Here is a 22,873-nt window from a genome sequence, read left to right as displayed (position 1 = left end):
GAGCCGCCCCCGTCGGGCGGCCGGGCGGGGGTCAGCTCGCCGCGGCGGCCGGCTCGGGGATACGGAAGGGCTTGCCGCAGCCGCCGCACACGATCGGGGCCTGGGCGAGGACCGAGGGAACCACCCGGACGTTGCGACCGCAGTCGCAGACGGCCTTGACCCGCACACCGCCGCCCGAGGAGCCGTGCCGGGCGGCAGGTCCGCGGAAGGAGCGCTTGGTGTCGGAGGCGGTGGCGACCGTGTGCGCCTTGAGGGCGCGCTGGAGTCTCTCGATGGTGGGACGGTAGCGGCGCTTGGCCTCGGGGCTGAGGACGACCAGGGAGAAGCCGCTGCTGGGGTGCGGCTCCTCGGCGTGGTCGAGACCCATCTCCTCGGCGATCGCCAGGAATCTGCGGTTGTGGTAGCGGCCGGCGCGGGAGGTGTCGCGGACACCTCGCGCGGCGGCGATGCCGTGGACTGCTTCGTGGAGCAGTCGCTCGAAGGAGAGCTCGGCGCCGCAGGCGGACGACGATTCTCCGATCAGGGACTCGGGGGCGGCAAGGTCTGGCAGCTCGGCGTGGTGCCGCTGAATGTCGGCCCACGCCTGTGCCAGCTCTGCGGCGAGAACAGGTGGTGTCGTGCTCACGTCGTGATAACGAGCCGGACCTTCCCCGGGTTCCATTCCGGGGCATCCCAAATAATTTGCACGTACCCGTCAGTTGGCATTGATGCGTGCCGAGGTGGGCGGGGGGCAGGATCTGCGGAGAAGGCTCACAGCTCACACCAAGGTGGTACGTAACACCGCCCCGCGCTCCGGGCGCGCGCCCCGCGTGTCCCGGGGGTCCCACCGGGCCGCCGGACCGCCCGGCGCACCCGCCGCGGTCCTCGTTCCGCGACCCTACCCCCAGCGGGTGGTCCCGGGTCCGCCGTTTGGATCAGCAGGCCGATCCCGCCGGGCCGGGAGGCCGATCCTGATCCGAACGGCGATCCCGGTCCCGGTCCCGGTCCCGGTCCCGGGCGCGGGCGCGGGCGCGGGCGTGCGGGCGGGCGTGCGGGCGTGCGGGTGCGCTACGGAGCGTCCTTCGAGAGCCGGGGGATCCCGGCCGCGCGGTAGGCCGCGTCCTCCTCCAGGGTCTCGCTCTCCAGCAGCGCGGCGGCGAGCGCGTCGAGGCGGGCGCGGTTCTCCCTCAGCAGCCGGCAGGCGGTGTCGTAGCACTCGTCCACGATCCGCCGCATCTCGTGGTCGACCACGTCCAGGGTCGCGGGCGCGGCGGAGAGCCCGTACGCCACCTGGGCGTCGGCGGGGATCGCGGTCAGCCGGCCGACGCGCACGCTCATCCCCCAGCGGGCGACCATGCCCCGGGCCAGGGCGGTCACCTGTTCGAGATCGCTCTCCGCGCCCGTGGTGATCAGACCGAAGACCACCTGTTCGGCCGCCATGCCGCCGAGCGCCCCGATGATCCGGCCGCGCAGATACTCCTCGGTGTACGCGTATTTGTCGGCGTCCGGGGTGGAGAGCGTGACGCCGAGGGCGCGCCCCCGGGGCACGATGGTGATCTTGCGTACCGGATCGGCTCCGGGCTGGACCATGCCGAGCAGGGCGTGGCCGCTCTCGTGGTACGCGGTGCGCCGCCGGTCCTCCTCCGTCATGACCAGCGGGCGCTCCGCCCCGAGCTGGATCTTCTCCAGCGCGGTCGACAGATCGGCCTGGGTCACCGAGGACTGCTGCCGTCGCACGGCGACCAGCGCGGCCTCGTTGGCGAGGTTGGCGAGGTCCGCGCCGGTCATTCCCGGGGTCGTACGGGCGATCCGGGCCAGGTCCACATCCGCGGCGAGCGGGATTTCCCGGGTGTGGATCCGCAGGATGGCCTCCCGGCCGCTCCGGTCGGGCGGGGAGACCTGGACGATCCGGTCGAAGCGGCCGGGGCGGGTCAGGGCGGGGTCGAGGACGTCGGCGCGGTTGGTGGCGGCGAGCACGATGACACCCTCGGATCCGCTGAAACCATCCATTTCGGTCAGAATCTGGTTGAGGGTCTGTTCCCGCTCATCATGGCCGCCGAGTCCTCCCCCGCCGCCCCTCGCCCGGCCGATGGTGTCGATCTCGTCGATGAAGACGATGGCCGGGGCGACCTTGCGGGCCTCGGCGAACAACTCCCGGACCCGGCCCGCGCCGACGCCGACGATCATCTCGATGAACTCGGACGCCGAGGCCGAGAAGAACGGCACCCCCGCCTCCCCGGCCACCGCGCGGGCCAGCAGGGTCTTCCCGGTGCCGGGCGGTCCCGCGAGCAGTACGCCGCCGGGCATTCTGGCGCCCATCCTGCGGTAGGGCCGCGGGTTCTTCAGGAAGTCGACGACATCGTCGAGTTCGCCCTCGACCTCGTCGATCCCGGCGACGTCGGCGAAGGTGGTCCGTCTGCCGTCGGCGACCTCGACGGGCTTGGGCGGGGGCTTGCGGCCGAACGCCCCGCCGCCGCCCCCCATCGCCGCGCCCATCCGGCGGGCGACGAGGATCCACAGCAGTACGAGGAGGAGCATCGGCGCGAGGGCGATCAGCAGATTGGCGAGGAAGCCGCGCTGCTGGACGACGGGCTCGGCCGTGACGGTGACCTTCTTGGCGGTCAGCTCGCGCCAGAGGTCGTCGTCGGCGAAGGCGGGCCGCTGGGTGGTGAACTTGGTGTAGTCGCCCTTGCCGCCGGGGAGCGGGGCCTTCTTGGTGAGCTGGCCCTGGATGGCGTCGCCCTTGGAGTAGATCTTCGCGACATTGCCCGCGTCGACCTGCGCGCTGAACTCGGTGTACGAGACGGTGGGCTCGTCGCCCTCGCCGAACAGCGAGAGCACCAGATTGGCGATCAGATAGACGATGAGCGCGGTGAGGATCAGCCCGCCCCAGCCGCCGGGCATCTTTCTGCGGGGCGGCGGCGGGGGCGGCGCGGGGGGGGGGGGGGGGGGGCCGCCGGGCCCCCGGAGCGCCGGGGCTGAGCGGGGGGGCGGCGCGGGGGCGCGGCATTGCCCATATCCGGACGTTAAGCCAGAAAAACGGTGTCGGCACCCGCGTGGGCGGGTGCCGACACCGTCGTACGGCGGCCGTGGGAACGAGCCGGCGGCCGAGCCGGCGACCGAGCCTCAGCCCATGAACTTCTTGAACTCGTCCGGCAGCTCGAAGTCCTTGTCCTGCCCGCCGGCCGGGAGACCGAAGGCGCTGCCCGCCGTCTGCTCGCGCTTGGCGGCGGCGGCCTGCTCCTCGGCCTTGCGCTTCATCGGGTTGCCGCTCTTGCGCTTGCCCTTGGCCTGCTTGATCTGCTTCTTCTGACGGCCGGGGCCACCGCCCATGCCGGGCATCCCCGGCATCCCGGGCATGCCGCCGCCCTGGGCCATCCGCGACATCATCTTGCGGGCCTCGAAGAACCGCTCCACCAGGCTCTTGACCGCGCTGACCTCGACGCCGGAACCCTTGGCGATCCGGGCCCGGCGCGAGCCGTTGATGATCGTCGGCTCATGGCGCTCGGCCGGGGTCATTGACTTGATGATCGCCGCGGTGCGGTCCACATCGCGCTCGTCGATGCTGTTGATCTGGTCCTTCATCTGGGCCATGCCGGGCAGCATGCCGAGCAGCTTGGAGATGGAGCCCATCTTCCGGACCTGCTCCATCTGGGCCAGGAAGTCGTCGAGGGTGAAGTCCTTGCCCTTGCTGCTCGCCAGCTTGGAGGCCATTTTGGCGGCCTCTTCCTGGCTGAAGGTCTGCTCGGCCTTCTCGATCAGCGAGAGCACATCGCCCATGCCGAGGATGCGGGACGCCATGCGGTCCGGGTGGAACGCGTCGAAGTCGTCCAGCTTCTCGCCGTTGGAGGCGAACATGATCTGACGGCCGGTGACATGCGCGATGGAGAGCGCGGCACCGCCCCGGGCGTCGCCGTCGAGCTTGGAGAGGACCACGCCGTCGAAGCCGACGCCGTCGCGGAAGGCCTCGGCGGTGTTGACCGCGTCCTGGCCGATCATGGCGTCCACGACGAAGAGGATCTCGTCGGGGCTCACCGCGTCGCGGATGTCCGCGGCCTGCCGCATCAGCTCCTGGTCGATGCCCAGGCGGCCGGCGGTGTCCACGATGACCACGTCGTGGACCTTGGTCTTCGCGTACTCGATGGAGTCCTTGGCGACCTGGACCGGGTCGCCGACGCCATTGCCGGGCTGCGGCGCGTACACCGCCACCTCGGCGCGCTCGGCGACGACGGAGAGCTGGTTGACGGCGTTGGGGCGCTGGAGGTCGCAGGCGACGAGCAGCGGGGAGTGGCCCTGGTTCTTGAGCCAGCGGCCCAGCTTTCCGGCCAGGGTGGTCTTACCGGCGCCCTGGAGACCGGCGAGCATGATCACGGTCGGGGGCTGCTTGGCGAGGCGCAGCCGGCGGGTCTCGCCGCCGAGGATGCCCACCAGCTCCTCGTTGACGATCTTGATGACCTGCTGGGAGGGGTTGAGGGCCTTGGAGACCTCGGCCCCCCGGGCGCGCTCCTTGACGTTCGCGATGAAGGAGCGGACGACGGGGAGGGCGACATCCGCTTCGAGCAGGGCGATACGGATCTCGCGAGCCGCGCCGTCGATGTCCGCCTCGCTGAGGCGACCCTTGCCCCGCAAGGTCTTGAAGGTATTCGCCAAGCGGTCGGAGAGAGTATCGAACACGGCGCTCGTCGGTCCTCAGAGTCGGGGGCAGGGGGAATCGCCCTCCAGGGTATCCGGCCGCGCGCGGTGCGTGTCCTCGCCGGGGGGATCGGCCGGAGGACCGGGGGGATCGGCGACCGGGATCAGCCGGGGGGATCGCCGAGGGCGGCCTCCAGCGAGCGGGCCAGCGCGGCGGCGGCCGGGTCCGCCAGGGGGCGGCCGTCGGGGGCGGTCACATAGAAGGCGTCGACCGCGTCGCCCCCGAGGGTGGAGACATGGGCGCTGCGCACGCGTACGCCCGCGCCCTCCAGCGCGCGGCCGATGCGGTGCAGCAGTCCGGGGGCGTCCTGGGCGCGGATCTCGATCACGGTGGCCTGGTGGGAGGCGGCGGGGGCGACGGTGACCCGGGGCGGCTGGGGCGGGGTGCCGCGCCGGGGCGGGCGGGCCGCGTCTCGCTCGGCGAGCCGGGCGGCGATGTCCAGGGAGCCGTCCAGGGCGCGCAGCAGATCGGTGCGGAGTGTGGCCGCCTGGGGCAGGGCGCCGAAGGCGGCGGCCACGCGCCAGTTCAGTACGAGGACGGCTCCGGGGGCGGCGCCTTCCGGCGGTGCCACGGTCCGCAGTTCGGCGGCGCGGACGGTGAGCCGGTGCAGGGCGAGGACTCCGGCGGCGGCGGGCAGCACCCCGGGCCGGTCGGGCAGGGCGATGAGCAGCTCCGCGCCGGTCTGTTCGCACCGGCCGCCCCCGGCCTGCTCCGCCTCGGGCCGGGTGCGCAGGGAGAGGACCGGGCCGCCGGTGCGCAGCGCCTCGGCCGCGAGGCGTTCCTGTTCGGCGCTGGGCCCGGCGGGCCCGGGGTCCTCGGGGGCCCGGCCGCCCGCCAGTTCGGCGGCGGTCCTGCGGACGAGTTCCGCGACGAGCGAGCCGCGCCAGGCGGACCAGGCGGCGGGGCCGGTGGCGAGGGCGTCGGCCTCGGTGAGGGCGTGCAGGAGTTCCAGGGTCGCGGCGGAGCCGACGGCGGCGGCGACCGCGCGGACGGTGGCGGGGTCGTCGAGGTCGCGCCGGGTCGCGGTGTCGGCGAGCAGCAGATGGTGGCGTACGAGGGTGGCGACGACGGCCGTGTCGGCGGGGTCGAAGCCGATCCGGGCGGCGGTGTCCCTGGCGATGATCTCGCCGGTGACACTGTGGTCGCCGGGCCATCCCTTGCCCAGGTCGTGCAGGAGGGCGGCGGTCAGCAGCAGATCGGGGCGGCCGACCCGGCGGGTGAGGGCGGCGGCCCGGACGGCGGTCTCGACGAGGTGGCGGTCGACGGTCCAGGTGTGGACCGCGTTGCGCTGCGGCCGGCAGCGGACCCGTTCCCAGTCCGGGAGGAGGCGGGTGATCAGCCCTTCGGCCTCCAGCGCCTCCCAGACGGCGACGGCGGGCTCGCCCGCGCCGAGCAGGGTGACGAACTCCTCGCGCGCCTCGGCGGGCCAGGGGACCGGCAGCGGTGCCGCGTCCCGGGCGAGCCGCCGTACCGCGTGCGGGGAGAGCGGCAGTCCGGCTCTGGCGGCGGCCGAGGCGGCGCGCAGCGGGAGGACGGGGTCGCGTTCGGGTCTGGCGGTACGGGCGAGCACGGCCTCGCCGTCCTGTTCGACGACTCCTTCGGCGAGCGGGGTGCGCTCGGGTTCGCGGCGGCGGGCGCCGCCGCCGAGCGCGGTACGGAGCCGGTGGCGGGCGGAGCGGGCCCGCAGCACCCGGTTGACCTCGCGCCAGGTGATGTCGGTGGCGTACGCGATGGTCCGGGCGGCCTCGTACACCTGCCGCAGCAGGGCGTCCGCGTCGGGCAGGCCGAGGTCGGCGGCGATCTGGTCCTGTTCCTGGAGGGCGAGCCGGTCGGTGGCCCGGCCAGTGGCCAGATGGAGGGCGTCGCGGGTGTCGAGGAGGGTGCGGCGGGCGGTGTCGAGGCCGGCGCGGGGGGCGTCGGCGAGCCAGGAGGCGGCGACCGCGCGCAGGGCGGTGGCGTCCCGGAGTCCGCCGCGCGCCTCTTTGAGGTCGGGTTCCAGGAGGAAGCGGAGTTCGCCCTGGCGTTCGGCGCGGTCGCGGCAGAGCGCGTCGAGTTCGGGGAGCCGTCGGGCCGCCTGTCCGCGCCAGTCGGCGAGTACGGCGGTGCGCAGCGCGGCGACGAGGCCGAGGTCGCCCGCGACGGGGCGGGCGTCGAGCAGTCCGAGCTGGACCTTGAGGTCCTCGGCCGCGGTGCGGCGGGCCTCGGCGGGGGTGCGCACGGAGTGGTCGAGGGCGAGGCCGAGGTCCCAGACGGGGTACCAGAGGCGGTCGGCGAGTGCGGCGATCTCGCGGGGGCCCGCGGTGCCGTCGTGGAGGAGGACCAGATCGAGGTCGCTGCGCGGGGAGAGTTCGCCGCGTCCGTAGCCGCCGACGGCGACCAGGGCCGCGCCGCGGATCCCGGCCGCCGCGCGGGCGGTGTCGAAGAGCGCGGCGAGCCACTGGTCGGTGAGGTGGGCGAGGGCGGCCCGGCGGGGCGGCCCCGGCCGCTCCTTCTCGTTGAGGAGGAGCAGCCGGGCCGCCGCGTATCCGCTGGGGTCCGGGTCCTCGTCCCCGGTCTTCGGCTGGGTCCTGAGCACCGGGCGGCCTCTCTCACTGCTGTGCTGTGCGGGTGGTGACGACGTTCTTCTCGGAGCGATCCGAGCGATCGGAGCGATCGGAGCGGTCGGAGCGCTCAGAGCGCGTCGGGGCCGCGTTCGCCGGTGCGGACGCGCACGGCGGTGTCGACGGGGACGCTCCACACCTTTCCGTCGCCGATCTTTCCGGTGCGGGCGGCCTTGACGACGACTTCGATGAGCTGTTCGGCGTCCTCGTCCTCGACCAGCACCTCGATACGGATCTTGGGCACCAGGTCGACGGTGTACTCGGCACCCCGGTAGACCTCGGTGTGGCCGCGCTGGCGGCCGTATCCGCTGGCCTCGGTGACGGTCAGGCCCTGGACCCCGAAGGACTGGAGGGCTTCCTTGATCTCGTCCAGCCGGTGGGGCTTGACGACGGCGGTGATGAGTTTCATGCGTCCACCTTCTTGTTCTTCGGCGCGGCGGAGGCGGCCAGGAGCTCGCTCGCCGGCGGCAGGGGCTTGCGGGAGCCGCCGCCCGCGCCGCTGAAGTCGTAGGCGGTCTCGGCGTGCTCGTGCTGGTCGATGCCGGAGACCTCGGCGTCCTCGTCCACCCGCATGCCCATCGTCCGGTCGAGGAGGAGGGCGAGGAGGGCCGAGACCACCAGAGAGTAGGCCAGTACCGCGAAGACTCCGACGGCCTGCTTGCCGAGCTGTTCGAGACCGCCGCCGTAGAGGAGGCCGCGGGCCTCGGACTGGACGCCGCCGGTGGCGAAGAGGCCGACCAGCAGGGAGCCGGCGATGCCGCCGACGAGGTGGACGCCGACGACGTCGAGGGAGTCGTCGAAGCCGAGGCGGAACTTGAGTCCGACGGCCATGGCGCAGAGCACTCCGGAGATCGCGCCGATGGCGATCGCGCCGAGCGGGGAGCAGGAGCCGCCGGCGGGGGTGATGGCGACGAGGCCCGCGACGGCGCCGGAGGCCGCGCCGAGGGTGGTGCAGGCTCCGTGGCGGATCTTCTCGTACGCCAGCCAGGCGAGCATCGCGGCGGCTGCGGCGACCTGGGTGTTGACGAACATCACCGCGCCGACGCCGTCGTCGTTGCCGAGCCAGGATCCGGCGTTGAAGCCGAACCAGCCGAACCAGAGCAGGGCCGCGCCGAGCATGACGAGGGGGAGGCTGTGGGGGCGCATCGGGTCCTTGGCGAAGCCGACGCGCTTTCCGATGACGAGGATGACGCCCAGGGCCGCCGCACCGGCGTTGATGTGGACGGCGGTGCCGCCCGCGAAGTCGATGACGCCCATCTCGAAGAGCCAGCCGCCCTCGCCCCAGACCCAGTGGGCGACCGGGAAGTAGACGACGGTGGCCCACAGGGTGATGAACAGCGCCCAGGCCGAGAACTTGACCCGGTCCGCGAGCGCGCCGCTGATCAGGGCGGGGGTGATGACCGCGAACATCAGCTGGAAGACGGCGAAGACATGGACCGGGACGGTGTAGCCGTCCCACAGCTCGGCCAGTCCGATGCCGCTGAGTCCCAGGTAGTCGGCGTTCCATCCGATGACGGAGCCGAAGTCGTCGCCGAAGGAGAGGCTGAAGCCGAACAGGACCCACAGGACGGTGACGATCCCGAGGCTGATGAAGCTCATCATGAGCATGTTGAGGGTGGACTTGACCCGGACCATGCCTCCGTAGAAGAAGGCGAGGCCGGGGGTCATCAGCATGACCAGCGCGGAGCAGATGAGCATGAAGCCGGTGTTGGCGGCGGAGAGCGCGGGGGTCTCTGCGGCCAGGGTCGAGATGCCTGGGGGCATCGGCGTCTCCTCGTCGTCGTGCGGCCTCGTGCGGGGGGAGCCTGAGCGGGATTCGGGCGGCGGGCCGACTGTGCGCCATGAGGCTCGCGGAGCGCGGTTTCGGACAGTGCCGCACGGTGTTTCACGACGATGACGAAGAGGTGCCGGGTGTTACACGGCCATGAACGGCCGGGAAAACGGAGGGGGAGGAGGGGGCTCAGACGGCCTCGGCGGCCCCGGGGAGCTGGGCGGTGAGGAGGTCGGTGAAGCGCACCACCTCGGCCACGTCCCGGAAGTCCCGGGCGGCGGTGTCGACGGTCTTGCGCAGCCGGGTGTTGACCCGCTCGGAGCGGACCCGCTTGGCCACGGTGAGCGCCTGCGAGGCCAGCTCGGTGGCGTGCTCGGGCTCGCGCTTGAGGAGGTGGACCGTGGCCATGCCGATCAGATTGAGCGCGTAGGACCGCTGGTGCACCTCGTCCCGCTCGAACAGCTCCACGGCGCGCGCCATGACCGGCTCGGCGAGGGAGGCGTAGGTGGGGCTGCGCCCGGCGACATAGGCGAGATCGCGGTAGGAGTGGGCGTTCTCCCCGTTCAGCTCGGCCTCGGAGAAGAAGCGGATCCAGTCGGGCTCCGCCTCCCCGTCGGCCCCGGCGTCGGAGAAGGAGTCCTCGGCCATCCGGACGGCCCTCTTGCACTTGCTGGGGTGGCCCATATTGGCGTAGGCGCGGGCCTCCATCGCGTACAGCATCGCCTGGGTGCGGGCGGTGGCGCAGTCCCGGCTGCCGTACTGGGCGAGATGGATCAGCTCCAGGGCGTCCTCGGGGCGGCCCAGATGGATCATCTGGCGGCTCATCGCGGAGAGGATGTACGAGCCGAGGGGCTTGTCGCCCGCTTCCTTCGCCGCGTGGAGCGCGAGGACGAAGTACTTCTGCGCGGTCGGCTGGAGTCCGACGTCGTAGCTCATCCAGCCGGCGAGCTGGGCCAGCTCGGCGGCGCAGACGAAGAGACGGCGGCGGGTGGCTTCGGGGTGCGGCTCCTGGAGCAGGTCGGTCACCTCGTGGAGCTGGCCGACGACCGCCTTGCGCCGCAGCCCGCCGCCGCACTGGGCGTCCCACTCCCGGAACATCACGGTGGTGGACTCCAGCAGCTCCAGCTCGATCCCGGAGAGCCGGGAGGCGAGGGGCACGACCGGGGCGGTGGCCGGGGCCGCGCCGGGGGTGGGCACCAGCCAGCGCTGCATGGGCTCGACCAGGGCGGGGCCGGCGGCCAGCGCCAGCGAGGCGCCGAGGAAGCCGCGCCGGGCCAGCATCAGATCGCTGCGGGAGAACTCGCTGAGCAGGGCGACGGTCTGGGGGCCCGCCCAGGGGAGGTCGACCCCGGAGACCGAGGGCGACTGATGGGCGGTGCGCAGCCCCAGCTCCTCGATGGCGACGACGGTGCCGAAGCGCTCCGAGAACAGCTCGGAGAGGATCCTCGGGATCGGCTCGCGCGGCTGCTCCCCGTCCAGCCAGCGCCTGACCCGTGAGGTGTCGGTGCTGATGTGGTGCGCGCCCAGCTCGCGGGCCCGGCGGTTCACCTGGCGCGCCAGCTCGCCCTTGGACCAACCGCTGCGCACGAACCACGAGCCCAGCTGCTCGTTCGGGCGCTTGCCGGTATTCGCACCGGCGCCGCTGCCGTCCACTGAGAAGCCCCCATCCGTCAGACCCTGAATGCTCGAACCCCTGTCAGAATGCCGTGCTCTCGGGCCGTCTGTCCGCAGGACGCACTCTCCCTGCCAGAAGCCTGCACATACCGTCTGCAAAGCCCGCGCGGGACCAGGAGCCGCCTCGGGGTCGTGCCCGGGTGCGCGCGCGTACTCACCGGGCTCGCACACCGAAAGTAATCCTACGATCACCCGGCCGCGAGAGGGTTCCGCCAAACGCCACCATTCGCCACCCCTTCGAATGAACTCCCCCGCCGCCAGGCACGATTCACTTGACACACGACGACCGGAAGCCGGCGGACCAGTGCGTCCACCGGAGCGCGGCACCTCCCGCACTCCCCCTCGCGCCACTGTGCGCCGCCCCAGCTACACCTGTCGCGACACTGTGTTACGAGGAGACTTCGGGTCGTAACCACCGGCGACACGACCCGTTGGAGGGGGCATGGGCATGGGCTTCACAATCGGCAGCAGCCGGGGCATCAGGGACATCCGGTCCGGCTCGCGACGCCGTGGCCGCACGGCGGAGTGCACCGTGGTGGCCGAGTACACAGGGCTCTGGGGGTGGTCGGTCGTCCCCGGAGCGCGCGCGGTGTCCGGCGGATGCTCCTGCGACAGCCCGGACTGCGCCTCCCCGGGGGCGCATCCGCTGCCGTACGCGGCCGAGATCCCGGCGGGCGCGACGCTGGACGAGGTGGCCGCCGCCTGGTCGCGGTTCCCGGGGGCGACGCTGCTGCTCCCCGTGGGCCGCTCCTTCGACATCCTGGACGTCGCCGCCCCGGCCGGACGGCGGGCGCTGGTGCGGCTGGAGCGGATGGGGCTGCCGCCCGGTCCGGTGTCCCAGACGCCGGACGGCCGCTGTCAGTTCTTCGTCGCGCCGGGCGCGGCGGCCGATCTCCCCGCGCTGCTGTACCGGATGGGCTGGGACGACGCGGATCTCGATCTGCACTGTCTGGGGCCCGGCGACCACATCACCGCCCCGCCGTCGGACCACGCGGGCCTGGGCCCGGTCGACTGGCTGAGGCCGCCGTCCCTGGACACGGCGGCGGCCCCACCCGCGGCCAGGCTGCTGCTCGGGACCCTGGCGTACATCTGCCACCGCTCGGCGGCCTAGGGCCGGGGTACGGAAGCGCCCGCCGGGCCGGGGATCCGGTCCGACGGGCGCTTCGGGGCAGGCCTCTTTCCGCCCGGTCAGTCGCCGATGAGGGCGTCGACGAACGCCTCCGGCTCGAAGGGCGCGAGGTCGTCCGGGCCCTCGCCCAGGCCGACCAGCTTCACCGGCACGCCCAGCTCGCGCTGGACCGCGACGACGATGCCGCCCTTGGCGGTGCCGTCGAGCTTGGTCAGGACGATGCCGGTGATGTTGACGACCTCGGCGAAGACCCGCGCCTGCACCAGGCCGTTCTGGCCGGTGGTGGCGTCGAGGACGAGCAGGATCTCGTCCAGCGGGCCGTGCTTCTCCACGACGCGCTTGACCTTGCCCAGCTCGTCCATCAGGCCGGTCTTGGTGTGCAGCCGGCCCGCCGTGTCGATCAGCACCACGTCGGCGGCCTCGGCGATGCCCTCCTTGACCGCGTCGAAGGCGATCGACGCCGGGTCGCCGCCCTCCGGCCCGCGCACGGTGCGCGCGCCGACCCGCTCGCCCCAGGTCTGGAGCTGGTCGGCGGCGGCGGCGCGGAAGGTGTCCGCGGCCCCCAGGACGACCGAGCGGCCGTCCGCGACCAGGACCCGGGCGAGCTTGCCGGTGGTGGTGGTCTTGCCGGTGCCGTTGACGCCGACGACCATGACGACGGCCGGGGTCTCCAGGCCGCTCTCGGTCCTCACCGTGCGGTCGGCGTCGGTGCCGATGAGGTTCAGCAGCTCCTCACGGAGCAGGGTGCGCAGCTCGTCGGGGGTACGGGTGCCGAGTACCCGGACCCGCTCGCGCAGCCGCTCGACGAGTTCCTGGGTGGGCGCGACGCCGACGTCGGCGATGAGGAGGGTCTCCTCGATCTCCTCCCAGGTGTCCTCGTCGAGGTGCTCGCGGGAGAGCAGGGTGAGGAGTCCCTTGCCGAGCGAGTTCTGCGAGCGGGCGAGCCGGGCGCGCAGCCGGACCAGCCGGCCGGCGGTCGGCTCGGGGACCTCGATCTCGGGGGCCGGGGGCGCGGCGACGACCGGGTCCTCGACGGCCGCGGGGGCTCCGGCGGCCTCGTCGGCCGGCGGAAGCTCGACCTCTTCGACGGTGCGGCGTGGCTCTTCCCGCGGTGTCTCCGCCTCGTCGCCGACATGCGGCTCGGCGGGTGGAGCGGTGATGGTCGGCGCGGACGACGGGGCCGATGGCGGCAGCTGCTTCTTCTTGCGGCTGCTGATCACAAGCCCGCTGATCGTGACGCCGACGGCGACCAGGGCGATGACTACGGCAAGGATGACGAATTCCATAACCCACCCAGTATCGGTCACACCCCGCCGGGGCAAGTCGGCCACACCCCGGGGGGGGTCCGCCCGGCCCGGCGGAAAATCCGGATGACTCGCGCGAGCCGGTCGGGCTAGCGTCCTGTGCATGACCGCCCTGGAGTATCGGACCATCCCGGAGGCGCACCTCGAACGCGCCCTTGACCTGCACTATCTCGTCTTCCTTCAGAAGGATGTGGAGGACGAGCCCCGCAAACTCCACCACGAGATCCTGGCGCACTGCGAGCGGATCGGGGCCTACGACGGGGACGAGCTGGTCGGGCTGCTGGCCGCCCATCCGCTGAAGCTCTCGGTGCCCGGCTCGGAGCTGCCGTGCGCGGGGGTGACCTTCGTTTCGGTGGCTCCCACCCATCGCCGCCGGGGCGTCCTGAGCGGAATGATCGACGAGCTGTGGCGGCGCTGCGCGGCGGCCGGGCAGCCGCTGGCCGCGCTGTGGGTGTCGGAGACGGGGATCTACGGCCGGTTCGGCTTCGAGCCCGCGACCCGCTCGTACACGGTGGAGATCGACACGGACCGTCCGCTGGAGCTGCGGATCGAGCCCGACGCCCGTCCGCTGCGACTGGTCTCCGCCGAGGACGCCCCCGCCGTGATCGGCTCCCTGCACTCCGCCGCCCGCTCCGAGCGCGCGGGCCGGGTGGCGCGGGACGACTTCTGGTGGCGTACGCACATCCTCCGGAAGGACGACGAGGGGAACGACGAGCTGAGCCCCCCTCGGGTGGTGGTCCTCGGGGAGAAGGGCGCGGAGCCCGCGGGCTATGTCTACTACCGGACCCTGAGCGACGACGAGGGCCGGGGCACCGTCCATCTCCAGGAGCTGGAGGCCGACTCCCCCGCCGCGGCGGCCGCGCTGTGGCGGTATGTGGCCTCGATCGACCTGGTCGACAAGGTGCGCGCGTGGGGCAGGCCGCTGGACGATCCGCTGCTGCGGCTCTCCGCCGACCGCGACCAGGTGCGGATCACCCAGGAATTCCCGGCGCTGTGGCTGCGGGTGGTCGATGTGCCCGCCGCGCTGGCGGGGCGGAGCTGGTCGGCCCCGGCGGATCTGGTGCTGGAGGTGACCGACGCGGGGCTGCCCGCCAACGCCGGGCGGTACCGGGTCGCCGTCGAGCGCGCCGGGGACGGTTTCGCGGCCCGGGTCTCCCGTACCGGGGACGCGGCCGATCTCACCCTCGGCGTACGGGAACTCGCCGCCGTCTACCTCGGTGACATCGAACCGGCGGAGCTGGTCCGCGCCGGGCTGGTCACCGAGCACACACCGGGGGCGGCGGAGCTGCTGGGCCGGGCCTCGCGCACCGGTCTGCTGCCGCACACCACGGACGAGTTCTAGAAGGGCCGCCCTCCCTGCCCCGGGACTCCCGGGAGCGGGGAGGGCTTCTTCGCTCAGCCCATCTCCTCCAGCGCCTTGCCCTTGGTCTCCTTGACGAAGAGCAGGATGAAGGGGATGGAGAGCACCGCGAAGGAGGCGTAGATGACGTATGTCGCCGAGAGATTCCACTCGGAGAGGCTCGGGAAGCTCACGGTGATGGCCCAGTTGGCGATCCACTGCGCGGACGCGGCGACGCCGAGCGCGGCGGCGCGGATGCGGTTGGGGAACATCTCGCCGAGGAGAACCCAGACCACCACGCCCCAGGAGAGCGCGAAGAACAGCACGAAGACATGGGCGGCGACCAGGGCCACGGTGCCCTGGAGGCTGGGCAGTTTGCCGTCCACCAGATCGGCGGAGAAGGCCCAGGCCTCGAAGGCCAGGGCGATCGCCATGCCGGTCGAGCCGATGAGGGCGAGCGGTTTGCGGCCGATCCGGTCGACCAGGACCATCGCGATCACGGTGCCGATGATGTTCACGATCGAGGTGGTGAACGAGTAGAAGAAGGAGCTGGTCGGGTCGATGCCCACGGACTGCCAGAGCGTGGACGAGTAGTAGAACGCCACATTGATGCCGACGAGCTGCTGGAAGACCGAGAGCCCGATGCCCACCCAGACGATGGGCAGGAAGCCGAGGCGCGAGCCGAGGAGATCCTTGAAGGTCGACTTGTGCTCGCTGCGCATCGCGTGGTCGATCTCCGCGACCCGGGCGTCCAGGTCGGCATGCTCGCCCTCGACCTCCGCGAGGACCTTCTTGGCCCGGTGGACCTTGCCGACGGAGATCAGATAGCGGGGCGACTCGGGGATCGCGAAGGAGAGCAGCCCGTACAGCATGGCCGGCACCACCATGACGCCGAGCATCCACTGCCAGGCCTCCAGGCCGAGGAGTTCGCCGCGCTGGTCCCCGTCGGCGAGCTGGAGGATGCCGAAGTTCACCAGCTGGGAGACGGCGATGCCGATGACGATCGCGGCCTGCTGGAAGGAGGCGAGCCGGCCCCGGTAGGCGGGCGGGGAGACCTCGGCGATGTAGGCGGGGCCGATGACCGAGGCCATGCCGATGGCGAAGCCGCCGACGACGCGCCACATCGCCAGGTCCCACAGGGCGAACGGCAGGGCCGAGCCGACCGCGCTGACGGTGAAGAGCAGGGCCGCGATCCGCATGCAGGCGATGCGCCCGATCCGGTCCGCGATCCGGCCGGCGGTGGCCGCGCCGATCGCGCAGCCGATCAGCGCGATGGCGATGACCTGCGCGAGTTCCCCGGAACCGATGGCGTAGCGGTCGCGGATGGCCTCGACCGCGCCATTGATGACCGAGCTGTCGTATCCGAAGAGGAAGCCGCCCATCGCGGCGGACGCCGTGATGAAGATTACATGACCGAGATGTTCGGGATGTTCGGTACGGGCCCCGGGGGCCGGGGGCGGCTGCGCACTGCTGGTCACATGTACTCCTGGGGCCGGTTGCTCGTGGACCGACGACGGCGCGGCCGGGAAGGGGCGCGGCCGGAGAGGGCGAGCCCTTCCAGTGGCGCACGGCCCGGGTCGCGTCACCACCGGGGTGGGCTGTAGGCGTGAGAGCGGCCGGGGGGAGATCAGCGCAGGCGCTGGCCGATGACCTTGGAGACGCCGTCGCCCTGCATGGAGACGCCGTACAGCGCGTCCGCGACCTCCATCGTCCGCTTCTGGTGGGTGATCACGATCAGCTGGGAGGACTCCTGGAGCTCCCGCATGATCCCGATGAGCCGCTGAAGGTTGGTGTCGTCGAGTGCCGCCTCGACCTCGTCCATGACATAGAACGGGCTCGGCCTGGCCTTGAAGATCGCCACCAGGATCGCCACGGCGGTCAGGGAGCGCTCACCCCCGGAGAGCAGGGAGAGCCGCTTGACCTTCTTGCCGGGCGGCCGGGCCTCGACCTCCACACCCGTGGTGAGCATGTCGGAGGGGTCGGTGAGCACAAGGCGGCCCTCGCCGCCGGGGAAGAGCCGTGCGAAGACTCCTTCGAACTCGCGGGCCGTGTCCCGGTACGCCTCGGTGAAGACCTGTTCGACGCGCTCGTCCACCTCCTTCACCACCTGAAGAAGGTCGGCCCTGGTCTTCTTCAGGTCTTCGAGCTGCTCGGAGAGGAACCGATGGCGCGCCTCCAGCGCCGCGAACTCCTCCAGGGCCAGCGGATTCACCTTTCCCAGCTGCTGGTGGGCCCGTTCCGCCGACCTCAGCCGTCTTTCCTGATCGCCGCGTTCGAAACGCCCGGGCCGGTTGCGGGGGTGCTCCGGGTCCTTCGGAAGCTCCTCCCCCTCGGCCGGCGGGGCGGGCGGTACGGGCTGGTCGGGGCCGTACTCGGCGAGCAGCGCGGCCGGTTCCACGCCCAGTTCCTCCAGGGCCCTGCTCTCCAGCTGTTCGATCCGCAGCCGCTTCTCCGCGCCGAGGACCTCGCCCCGGTGCACGGAGTCGGTGAGCTTGTCCAGCTCGCCCTTGAGCTCGCGGCCCCGGGCGCGGGCCGCCGTCAGCTCGCCCTCCCGCGCGGCCTTCGCCGTCTCGGCGGCGGTACGCCCGGTCCCGGCCCGTACGAGGGAGACCTCGGCGTGCGCGAGCAGCAGCCGGGCTCCGGCGGCCACGGCGGTGGCGACGGCGGCCTCGTGGCGGAGCCGGGCGCGCCGCAGCCCGGCGCGGTGCCGGGCGTCGCGTTCGGCGCGGGCCGCCCGGTCGAGCGCGTCGGCGCGGCCCGCGAGGCCCTTCACCCGCTCCTCGTGGGTGCGGACCTGGAGCCGGGCCTCCATCTCGGTCTGGCGGGCGTTGGCGCCGTCGGCGGCGAGCCGGTCGCGCGCCTGGGTGTCGGGCTCCGCGTCGGCGGGGGCCTCCTCGGCGACGAGGAGGCGTTCGGCCAGTTCGTCCGCCTCCCGGCGGGCCTCCTCCAGCGCCCGGCCGGCCCTGGCGACGGCGGCCCGGGTGCGCTCGGACTCCTCCCCGGCCGCGCGCGCCTGTCCGGCGAGCCGTCCCAGCCGTCCGGAGACGGCGGACTTCTCCCGGTCGGCGGTGCGCCGCAGCTCGCCCAGCTCCTCGACGAGCGCGGCGCACCCGGCGCGGCGCGTCCTCGCCCGCTCCTCGGCCAGGGCGGACTCCTCGCACCGCGCGGCGAGTTCCGCCAGTTCGGCGGCGGCCTCGTCGACGGCGGCCCGCACCTCCAGGAGGCTGGGCGCGCCGGCCGAGCCGCCCCGCGCGAAGTGCCCGGCGAGCACATCGCCCTCGGCGGTCACGGCGGTGAGCCAGGGCCGCGCGTAGACGAGTTCCTCGGCGTCCTCCAGGGTGCGTACGACGACGAATCCGCCGAGCAGCCGTCGTACGGAGGCCATCAGCTCCTCGGGTCCGCGCACCAGCTCCACGGCGTACGGCCAGCCGATCCCCGCGGCGGGTTCGGTTTCGGCGGGTCCGGGCGCGCCCGCGAGGAGTATCGAGGCGCGGCCCGCGTCGGTCTTGCGGAGCAGGCGCAGTGCCTCGGCGGCCGTCGCGGGGTTGGCGACGGCGACCGCGTCGGCGGCGGCGCCCAGGGCGGCGGCGACCGGGATCTCCTGGCCGGGGGTGACCGTCAGCAGTTCGGAGGCCGGTCCGAGCAGTCCGCCGATACGGTCCTTCGCGGCCAGCAGCGCGCCGGTGCCGTCCTTGCGGCGCAGGCCCAGGGCGAGGGCGTCGCGGCGGGCGGCGACGGCGGCGTGTTCGCGCTCGGCGGCGGTACGGGCCTCGCGTGCCGCGTTCAGTCCGCTCTCCGCCGCGGCGGACTCCCGGCGGGCGGTGTCATGGCGTTGGCCCAGCTCGGCGTCTTCGGCGTCGAGTCCGTCGACCTCGGCGCGGAGCGCCTCGTGCTCCTCGCGGGCGGCGGCGGCCCGCTCCCCGGCCTCCTGGTGGGCGGCGGAGAGCCGGTCGATCTCGGCCTGGGCGGAGGCGGCCCGGCCCCGGGCGGCGGCGACCCGGCCGCCGAGGCGGGCGAGGCCCTCGCGCCGGTCGGCGATGGCCCGGGCGGCGTCCCTCAGCCTGCGCTCCTCGTCGGCGAGGTTCCGCTCCAGGCCGGCGCGGTGGGCGACGGTGTCCTCCAGCGCGCCCCGGGCGGCCTCCAGCGCGGCGAGCAGTTCGGCCTCCCGCTCCCGGATCCGGGCGGCCTCCTGCTCCATGTCCTGCGGATCCCGGCCGGGGCGTTCCTCCGCCGGGGGCGCGGTGGCGCTGCGGACCCGGGCGTCGGCGAGGGAGATCGTGCCGCGCACCCGCTCGGTCAGCCGGGAGAGTTCGTGCCAGTCGCGCTCGGCGTCGCGCAGCCGGGGTGTGAGCCGCCGTACGGTCTCCTCCAGCTCCGCCTCGCGGGCGAGTGCCCGGCTCAGCTCGGCCTCCGCGCTCTCCTTGCGCTCCTTGAGGGCCGCCTCGTCGGCGATCTCGGCGGCGAGGGCGGTGCGCAGCCGCAGCAGGTCGTCGGCGAGCAGCCGGAGCCGGGCGTCGCGCAGCTCCGCCTGGATGACGGCGGCCCGGCGGGCGACGGCGGCCTGTCGTCCGAGGGGTTTGAGCTGTCGGCGCAGTTCGTCGGTGAGGTCCTGCACCCGTGCGAGGTTGGCCCGCATCGCGTCCATCTTCCGCAGCGCCTTCTCTTTGCGCTTGCGGTGCTTGAGCACTCCGGCGGCCTCCTCGATGAAGGCGCGCCGCCCCATGGGGTCGGCGTGGAGCACGGAGTCGAGGCGGCCCTGTCCGACGATGACATGCATTTCCCGGCCGATGCCGGAGTCGGAAAGGAGTTCCTGGATATCGAGGAGGCGGCAGGTGTCGCCGTTGATCTGGTATTCGCTGCCGCCATTGCGGAACATGATCCGCGTGATGGTGACCTCGGTGTAGTCGATGGGGAGCGCGCCGTCGGAGTTGTCGATCGTGAGGGATACCTCGGCCCTGCCCAGCGGCGGCCGTCCGGTCGTTCCGGCGAAGATGACGTCTTCCATCTTTCCGCCGCGCAAAGATTTCGCGCCCTGCTCTCCCATGACCCAGGAGAGGGCGTCCACGACATTCGACTTGCCGGAGCCATTGGGGCCCACGACGCAGGTGATGCCCGGTTCGAACCGAAGTGTGGTGGCGGACGCGAAGGATTTGAAACCGCGCAGGGTCATGGCCTTGAGGTGCACGCAGCCGGACTCTACCTTCAGCGGGCGGTTTCACCCGTGAAGGCGGGGGGCACATCAGACGTAGGCGTGGGGTGACGATGGCGTGGGGGGAAAAGAAAGAAGGGACGCCGAGGCGTCCCTTGCATATCTCGCGCGATGGATCTCAAGCGGACCGCCGTGCTCAGGTGAGCGCGGGCTCCGCCTGCGGTACGTCGATGTCGATGCCGTCAAGCAGCGACTCTCCGGGGTGCTGAGCGACGGCAGCGCTCAGCGCGTCATTCTCGGACTGGATCCGTACGAGTTCGGATTCAAGGTCCTGGACGCGCTGCTGGAGCCGTCGCATCTCGGCGAGGAGTCGCGGGTCAGAACCGCCGACGTAACCGAGAAGCGCCTTTGCCATGATGGATGGTCCTCCACACTGAGTGACCGACCGATGCGGTGTGGGTCGTGAGGGATTCGCACCCGCGGTGCTCGACAGTGCTCTGGTACTGCTCTATCGCTGCGGTTCTTACTGCCAAACAGCTAAGGTGCGCGGGGATTCCAGAGTCTCACCAAAAAGTTTGACGGTCAACACGATCACGCCCCGTACGGGTGGGTCGACCGGGTGGCTCTCATCCGCCCGACATACGGCGGAGGGCTCTGCTCCGGGGCCCTGGGGGCGTGCGGATCTTCCTTACCGCCGCATCCTGGCACGGTTGGCCTTTAACGGCAACCACCTGCTTGTTTCCGCGTTCGGCGGGGGCTCGCGGACCGTGCCCCGGCGGCCTCGGGGACGCCGGGGGCAGGGGGGTCGATCAGCGGATCGCGAAGCCTTCGTAACCACCGCGGGGCGTGTCCCATATCTCAGTCACACCGTCGACACGGCCGGGTGTGTCGTCGGAGCGCAACCACTCCAGCAGACGGTGGCAATTCTCACGTGGCCCCTCCGCGACAATCTGCACCCTGCCGTCGTCGAGATTGAGGGCGAATCCGGTGAGCCCCCCGATCTCCAGAGCGTTTGCCCTGGTAAACCATCGAAAGCCCACTCCCTGTACTCGACCGCGTACCCAAGCGGTGAGCCGTGCCGCATCGTTCATGGGTGCACGTTAGCCGCTCGGCCGCCCATTCGATTTCCTCATGGTCCCCTTCCGCCCCACACGTCATGGCGTACAGTCCGGTCGCAATGAACCTCACCCGTTCGGGTGATCCGGTCTTCTCGTTCAACCGATGCGGGGCCGGAGTGCGACCGGCATACGACGGAGCGGTGCGCCCGTCGAGTACGAGGAAGGCACAGCAGATGGGACGCCATCGTCGTCGCTCCACCAAGCGTGCGGTCAGGCCCGTGCGCACAGGACTGCTCGGCGCGTCGGCCGCCATGGCGGTGGGGGCGGTGGCCGTGGCCTCCGGTCTGCTGCCGGGCGGCGACACCTATACGACGGGCGGCGACAGCGTCCCCGGCACCCAGGTGCGCAGCGGTGGTTCCGCGACGCTCCAGACTCAGGGCGACGCCTCCGGCGAGCCCTCCCGCACCACCACCGGCGCCGTCCCGGCCCCCGCGCACGCGCCTTCCAAGACCCCCTCCCCCAAAACCTCGGCGCCGCCGTCGGCGAAGCCCTCGGAGCGGAGCAGCGCTCCCGAGCGCGAGAGCGCCGTACCGAAACAGAGAACCGGGAGCCCGACGGAGAAGGTTCCGGACCGCGCCGAGGAGCGCGCCTCCGACCGCTCGGCGGAGCGCAGCGCTCCGCCCCGGCGGTCGTCCGCGCCCGCGAAGAAGCCCTCCTCGCCCGCGCCTTCGGCGCCCTCCGGCACGGCGATCGAGGCCGAGGTGCTCGCGCTGGTGAACGAGGAGCGCGCCAAGGTGGGGTGCTCCCCGGTCGGCTTCGACTCCTCGCTGGCACGGCTCGCGGGCGACTTCAGCTCCGACATGGCCGCCCGGGGCTTCTTTTCGCACACCGACCCCGACGGCGACACCCCCTGGGACCGGGCCGAGCGCGCGGGCGTGACCAATCTCGGCGGCGAGAACATAGCCCGGGGGCAGGCGGACGCCGGCGCGGTGATGAACTCGTGGATGAACAGCGAGGGGCATCGCGCGAACATCCTCAACTGCGACTACAAGACGCTGGGCGTCGGTGTCCACCTGGGCGACGGCGGCCCGTGGTGGACCCAGAACTTCGGCTTCTGAGCCCTTCCGAACCGAGCCGGGCCGGGCCCTTCCGAGCCGGGCCGAGCGCCAGCTACGCCGAGGAGCGCGTGGGCCTCGGCGGGCGCTGACAGCGCGGGCAGAAATAGCTGGACCGGTTCATCCAGGGCCGCCGCCGGATCGGAGTGCCGCAGCGGTGGCACGGCTCCTCCTCCCGGCCGTAGGCGTCCAGCGAGCGGTCGAAGTATCCGGACTCGCCGTTCACATTGACGTACAGACTGTCGAAGCTGGTGCCGCCGGCCGCCAGCGCCGCGTTCATCACATCCCGTACATGACAGAGCAGCTCGGTGGAGCGGGCCCGGCCGATGCCCGCCGTCGGGCGCTCGTAGTGGAGCCTGGCGCGCCAGAGCGCCTCGTCCGCGTAGATATTGCCCACACCGCTGATCAGCGACTGGTCGAGCAGGGCCCGCTTCACCGTGGTGCGCCGCAGCCGCAGCGCGGCGTGGAAGGCGTCGTCGTCGAAGGCCGGGTCGAGCGGGTCGCGGGCGATGTGCGCGATGACGTCGGGCAGCCCGTCGGGGGTGTTGTCGTGGAGCGAGAGCCCGCCGAAGGTGCGCTGGTCGACGAAGCGCAGCTCGGTGCCGAGCGAGTCGTCGAAGCTGATCCTGACCCGCAGATGCTTCTCGTCGGCGGCGTCCTCCGGCTGGACCAGGAGCTGACCGCTCATGCCCAGATGGCCGAGGATGGAGGAGTCGGTGTCGGCGAGCGGCAGCCAGAGGTACTTGCCCCGGCGGCGGGCGATGCCGACGCTGTGTCCTTTGAGCCGGGCGGCGAAGTCCTCGGCTCCGGCCGGATGACGGCGGACGGCTCGCGGATGCAGCACACGCACCTCCGCGATGGTCCGGCCGCTGACCCAGCGCTGGAGTCCTCGGCGTACGACCTCGACCTCGGGCAGCTCGGGCACGGGGCTCCTTGGGGAAACGCTCACGGTGACGCCCGCAGCGTACCGCCCTGTGTACGGACACCGGTCATCGGGGACCGGACATCGGGCGGGAACGACCGGGCCCCCGCGCTCCCGGAGATCTCCGGGGGCGCGGGGGC

16 protein-coding genes are annotated in these 22,873 nt (G+C 72.5%); 3 read left to right on the top strand and 13 right to left on the bottom strand.

The genetic code is table 11. The features are described from left to right. Nucleotides 1-31: 31 nt before the first annotated feature. The 7 genes from IE247_RS23245 to nsdA all read right to left on the bottom strand — a co-directional run bounded on the left by IE247_RS23245 (nucleotide 32) and on the right by nsdA (nucleotide 10,696). Entirely contained in the window at nucleotides 32-625 is a 594-nt protein-coding gene (locus IE247_RS23245; RefSeq protein WP_190125183.1) for a hypothetical protein, read from the bottom strand. A 422-nt stretch (nucleotides 626-1,047) separates the two neighbouring features. Beyond that, nucleotides 1,048-2,883, bottom strand: coding sequence for an ATP-dependent zinc metalloprotease FtsH (gene ftsH, locus IE247_RS23240; protein WP_190125182.1), 1,836 nt, complete (start codon nucleotides 2,881-2,883; stop codon nucleotides 1,048-1,050). A 222-nt stretch (nucleotides 2,884-3,105) separates the two neighbouring features. After that, nucleotides 3,106-4,653 carry a signal recognition particle protein gene (gene ffh, locus IE247_RS23235; RefSeq protein ID WP_190125181.1) on the bottom strand — a complete coding sequence of 516 codons (1,548 nt, stop codon included), beginning with the start codon at nucleotides 4,651-4,653 and terminating at the stop codon, nucleotides 3,106-3,108. Nucleotides 4,654-4,775: 122 nt separating this feature from the next. Next, nucleotides 4,776-7,247 (bottom strand): [protein-PII] uridylyltransferase, encoded by a 2,472-nt coding sequence (locus IE247_RS23230; protein ID WP_190125180.1) that lies wholly within the window; start codon nucleotides 7,245-7,247, stop codon nucleotides 4,776-4,778. Between the two features lie 95 nt (nucleotides 7,248-7,342). Then, the gene (locus tag IE247_RS23225) at nucleotides 7,343-7,681 is read right to left on the bottom strand and encodes a P-II family nitrogen regulator (protein ID WP_190125179.1); all 339 of its coding nucleotides are present in this window, start codon (nucleotides 7,679-7,681) and stop codon (nucleotides 7,343-7,345) included. Continuing rightward, complete coding sequence (locus IE247_RS23220) at nucleotides 7,678-9,036, bottom strand: ammonium transporter (RefSeq protein WP_190125178.1); 1,359 nt, start codon at nucleotides 9,034-9,036, stop codon at nucleotides 7,678-7,680. Before IE247_RS23220 ends, IE247_RS23225 begins: the two co-directional genes overlap by 4 nt. 196 nt (nucleotides 9,037-9,232) lie before the next feature. Next, on the bottom strand, nucleotides 9,233-10,696 hold the full coding sequence (gene nsdA, locus IE247_RS23215) for a transcriptional repressor NsdA (RefSeq protein ID WP_190125177.1): 1,464 nt from the start codon (nucleotides 10,694-10,696) through the stop codon (nucleotides 9,233-9,235). 469 nt (nucleotides 10,697-11,165) lie between these two features. Here nsdA and IE247_RS23210 point away from each other — a divergent pair, with 469 nt between their 5' ends. Continuing rightward, nucleotides 11,166-11,828: a bifunctional DNA primase/polymerase gene (locus IE247_RS23210; protein WP_190125176.1), complete on the top strand. Its 663-nt coding sequence runs from the start codon at nucleotides 11,166-11,168 to the stop codon at nucleotides 11,826-11,828. A 77-nt stretch (nucleotides 11,829-11,905) separates the two neighbouring features. On the opposite strand, the gene ftsY is transcribed toward IE247_RS23210, so the two are convergent. Then, nucleotides 11,906-13,132 carry a signal recognition particle-docking protein FtsY gene (gene ftsY, locus IE247_RS23205; RefSeq protein WP_190125175.1) on the bottom strand — a complete coding sequence of 409 codons (1,227 nt, stop codon included), beginning with the start codon at nucleotides 13,130-13,132 and terminating at the stop codon, nucleotides 11,906-11,908. A gap of 121 nt (nucleotides 13,133-13,253) precedes the next feature. Here ftsY and IE247_RS23200 point away from each other — a divergent pair, with 121 nt between their 5' ends. After that, complete coding sequence (locus IE247_RS23200; RefSeq protein ID WP_190125174.1) at nucleotides 13,254-14,492, top strand: GNAT family N-acetyltransferase; 1,239 nt, start codon at nucleotides 13,254-13,256, stop codon at nucleotides 14,490-14,492. A 53-nt stretch (nucleotides 14,493-14,545) separates the two neighbouring features. Here the strand turns inward: IE247_RS23200 and IE247_RS23195 are convergent, their stop codons facing one another. The 4 genes from IE247_RS23195 to IE247_RS23180 form a co-directional block, all read right to left on the bottom strand. Continuing rightward, a complete protein-coding gene (locus IE247_RS23195) occupies nucleotides 14,546-15,967 on the bottom strand; it encodes a sugar porter family MFS transporter (RefSeq protein WP_190125173.1) in 1,422 nt (473 codons plus the stop codon). A gap of 149 nt (nucleotides 15,968-16,116) precedes the next feature. Continuing rightward, the gene (smc, locus tag IE247_RS23190; RefSeq protein ID WP_190125172.1) at nucleotides 16,117-19,674 is read right to left on the bottom strand and encodes a chromosome segregation protein SMC; all 3,558 of its coding nucleotides are present in this window, start codon (nucleotides 19,672-19,674) and stop codon (nucleotides 16,117-16,119) included. Between the two features lie 160 nt (nucleotides 19,675-19,834). Next, on the bottom strand, nucleotides 19,835-20,053 hold the full coding sequence (locus IE247_RS23185; RefSeq protein ID WP_153486296.1) for a hypothetical protein: 219 nt from the start codon (nucleotides 20,051-20,053) through the stop codon (nucleotides 19,835-19,837). Nucleotides 20,054-20,447: 394 nt separating this feature from the next. Next, nucleotides 20,448-20,729 (bottom strand): acylphosphatase, encoded by a 282-nt coding sequence (locus tag IE247_RS23180; RefSeq protein WP_190125171.1) that lies wholly within the window; start codon nucleotides 20,727-20,729, stop codon nucleotides 20,448-20,450. Between the two features lie 200 nt (nucleotides 20,730-20,929). On the opposite strand from IE247_RS23180, the gene IE247_RS23175 reads away from it, so the two are divergent. Then, nucleotides 20,930-21,814: a CAP domain-containing protein gene (locus tag IE247_RS23175; RefSeq protein WP_190125170.1), complete on the top strand. Its 885-nt coding sequence runs from the start codon at nucleotides 20,930-20,932 to the stop codon at nucleotides 21,812-21,814. A 52-nt stretch (nucleotides 21,815-21,866) separates the two neighbouring features. Here the strand turns inward: IE247_RS23175 and mutM are convergent, their stop codons facing one another. Further along, on the bottom strand, nucleotides 21,867-22,736 hold the full coding sequence (gene mutM / locus IE247_RS23170) for a bifunctional DNA-formamidopyrimidine glycosylase/DNA-(apurinic or apyrimidinic site) lyase (protein WP_190125169.1): 870 nt from the start codon (nucleotides 22,734-22,736) through the stop codon (nucleotides 21,867-21,869). Between the last annotated feature and the right edge of the window lie 137 nt (nucleotides 22,737-22,873).

The organism is Streptomyces inusitatus (assembly GCF_014651115.1).
Taxonomy (GTDB): Bacteria; Actinomycetota; Actinomycetes; order Streptomycetales; family Streptomycetaceae; genus Streptomyces; species Streptomyces amakusaensis.
This window is presented reverse-complemented; position numbering and strand designations above follow the sequence as displayed.

Excerpts from the sequence above, each read along its gene's own strand:
- ftsY (WP_190125175.1), bottom strand. The coding sequence starts at position 13,132 with ATGGAATTCGTCATCCTTGCCGTAGTCATCGCCCTGGTCGCCGTCGGC.
- IE247_RS23180 (WP_190125171.1), bottom strand. The coding sequence starts at position 20,729 with ATGAACGATGCGGCACGGCTCACCGCTTGGGTACGCGGTCGAGTACAG.
- IE247_RS23225 (WP_190125179.1), bottom strand. The coding sequence starts at position 7,681 with ATGAAACTCATCACCGCCGTCGTCAAGCCCCACCGGCTGGACGAGATC.
- IE247_RS23200 (WP_190125174.1), top strand. The coding sequence starts at position 13,254 with ATGACCGCCCTGGAGTATCGGACCATCCCGGAGGCGCACCTCGAACGC.
- IE247_RS23220 (WP_190125178.1), bottom strand. The coding sequence starts at position 9,036 with ATGCCCCCAGGCATCTCGACCCTGGCCGCAGAGACCCCCGCGCTCTCC.
- IE247_RS23210 (WP_190125176.1), top strand. The coding sequence starts at position 11,166 with ATGGGCTTCACAATCGGCAGCAGCCGGGGCATCAGGGACATCCGGTCC.
- ftsH (WP_190125182.1), bottom strand. The coding sequence starts at position 2,883 with ATGCCCGGCGGCTGGGGCGGGCTGATCCTCACCGCGCTCATCGTCTAT.
- IE247_RS23185 (WP_153486296.1), bottom strand. The coding sequence starts at position 20,053 with ATGGCAAAGGCGCTTCTCGGTTACGTCGGCGGTTCTGACCCGCGACTC.
- IE247_RS23175 (WP_190125170.1), top strand. The coding sequence starts at position 20,930 with ATGGGACGCCATCGTCGTCGCTCCACCAAGCGTGCGGTCAGGCCCGTG.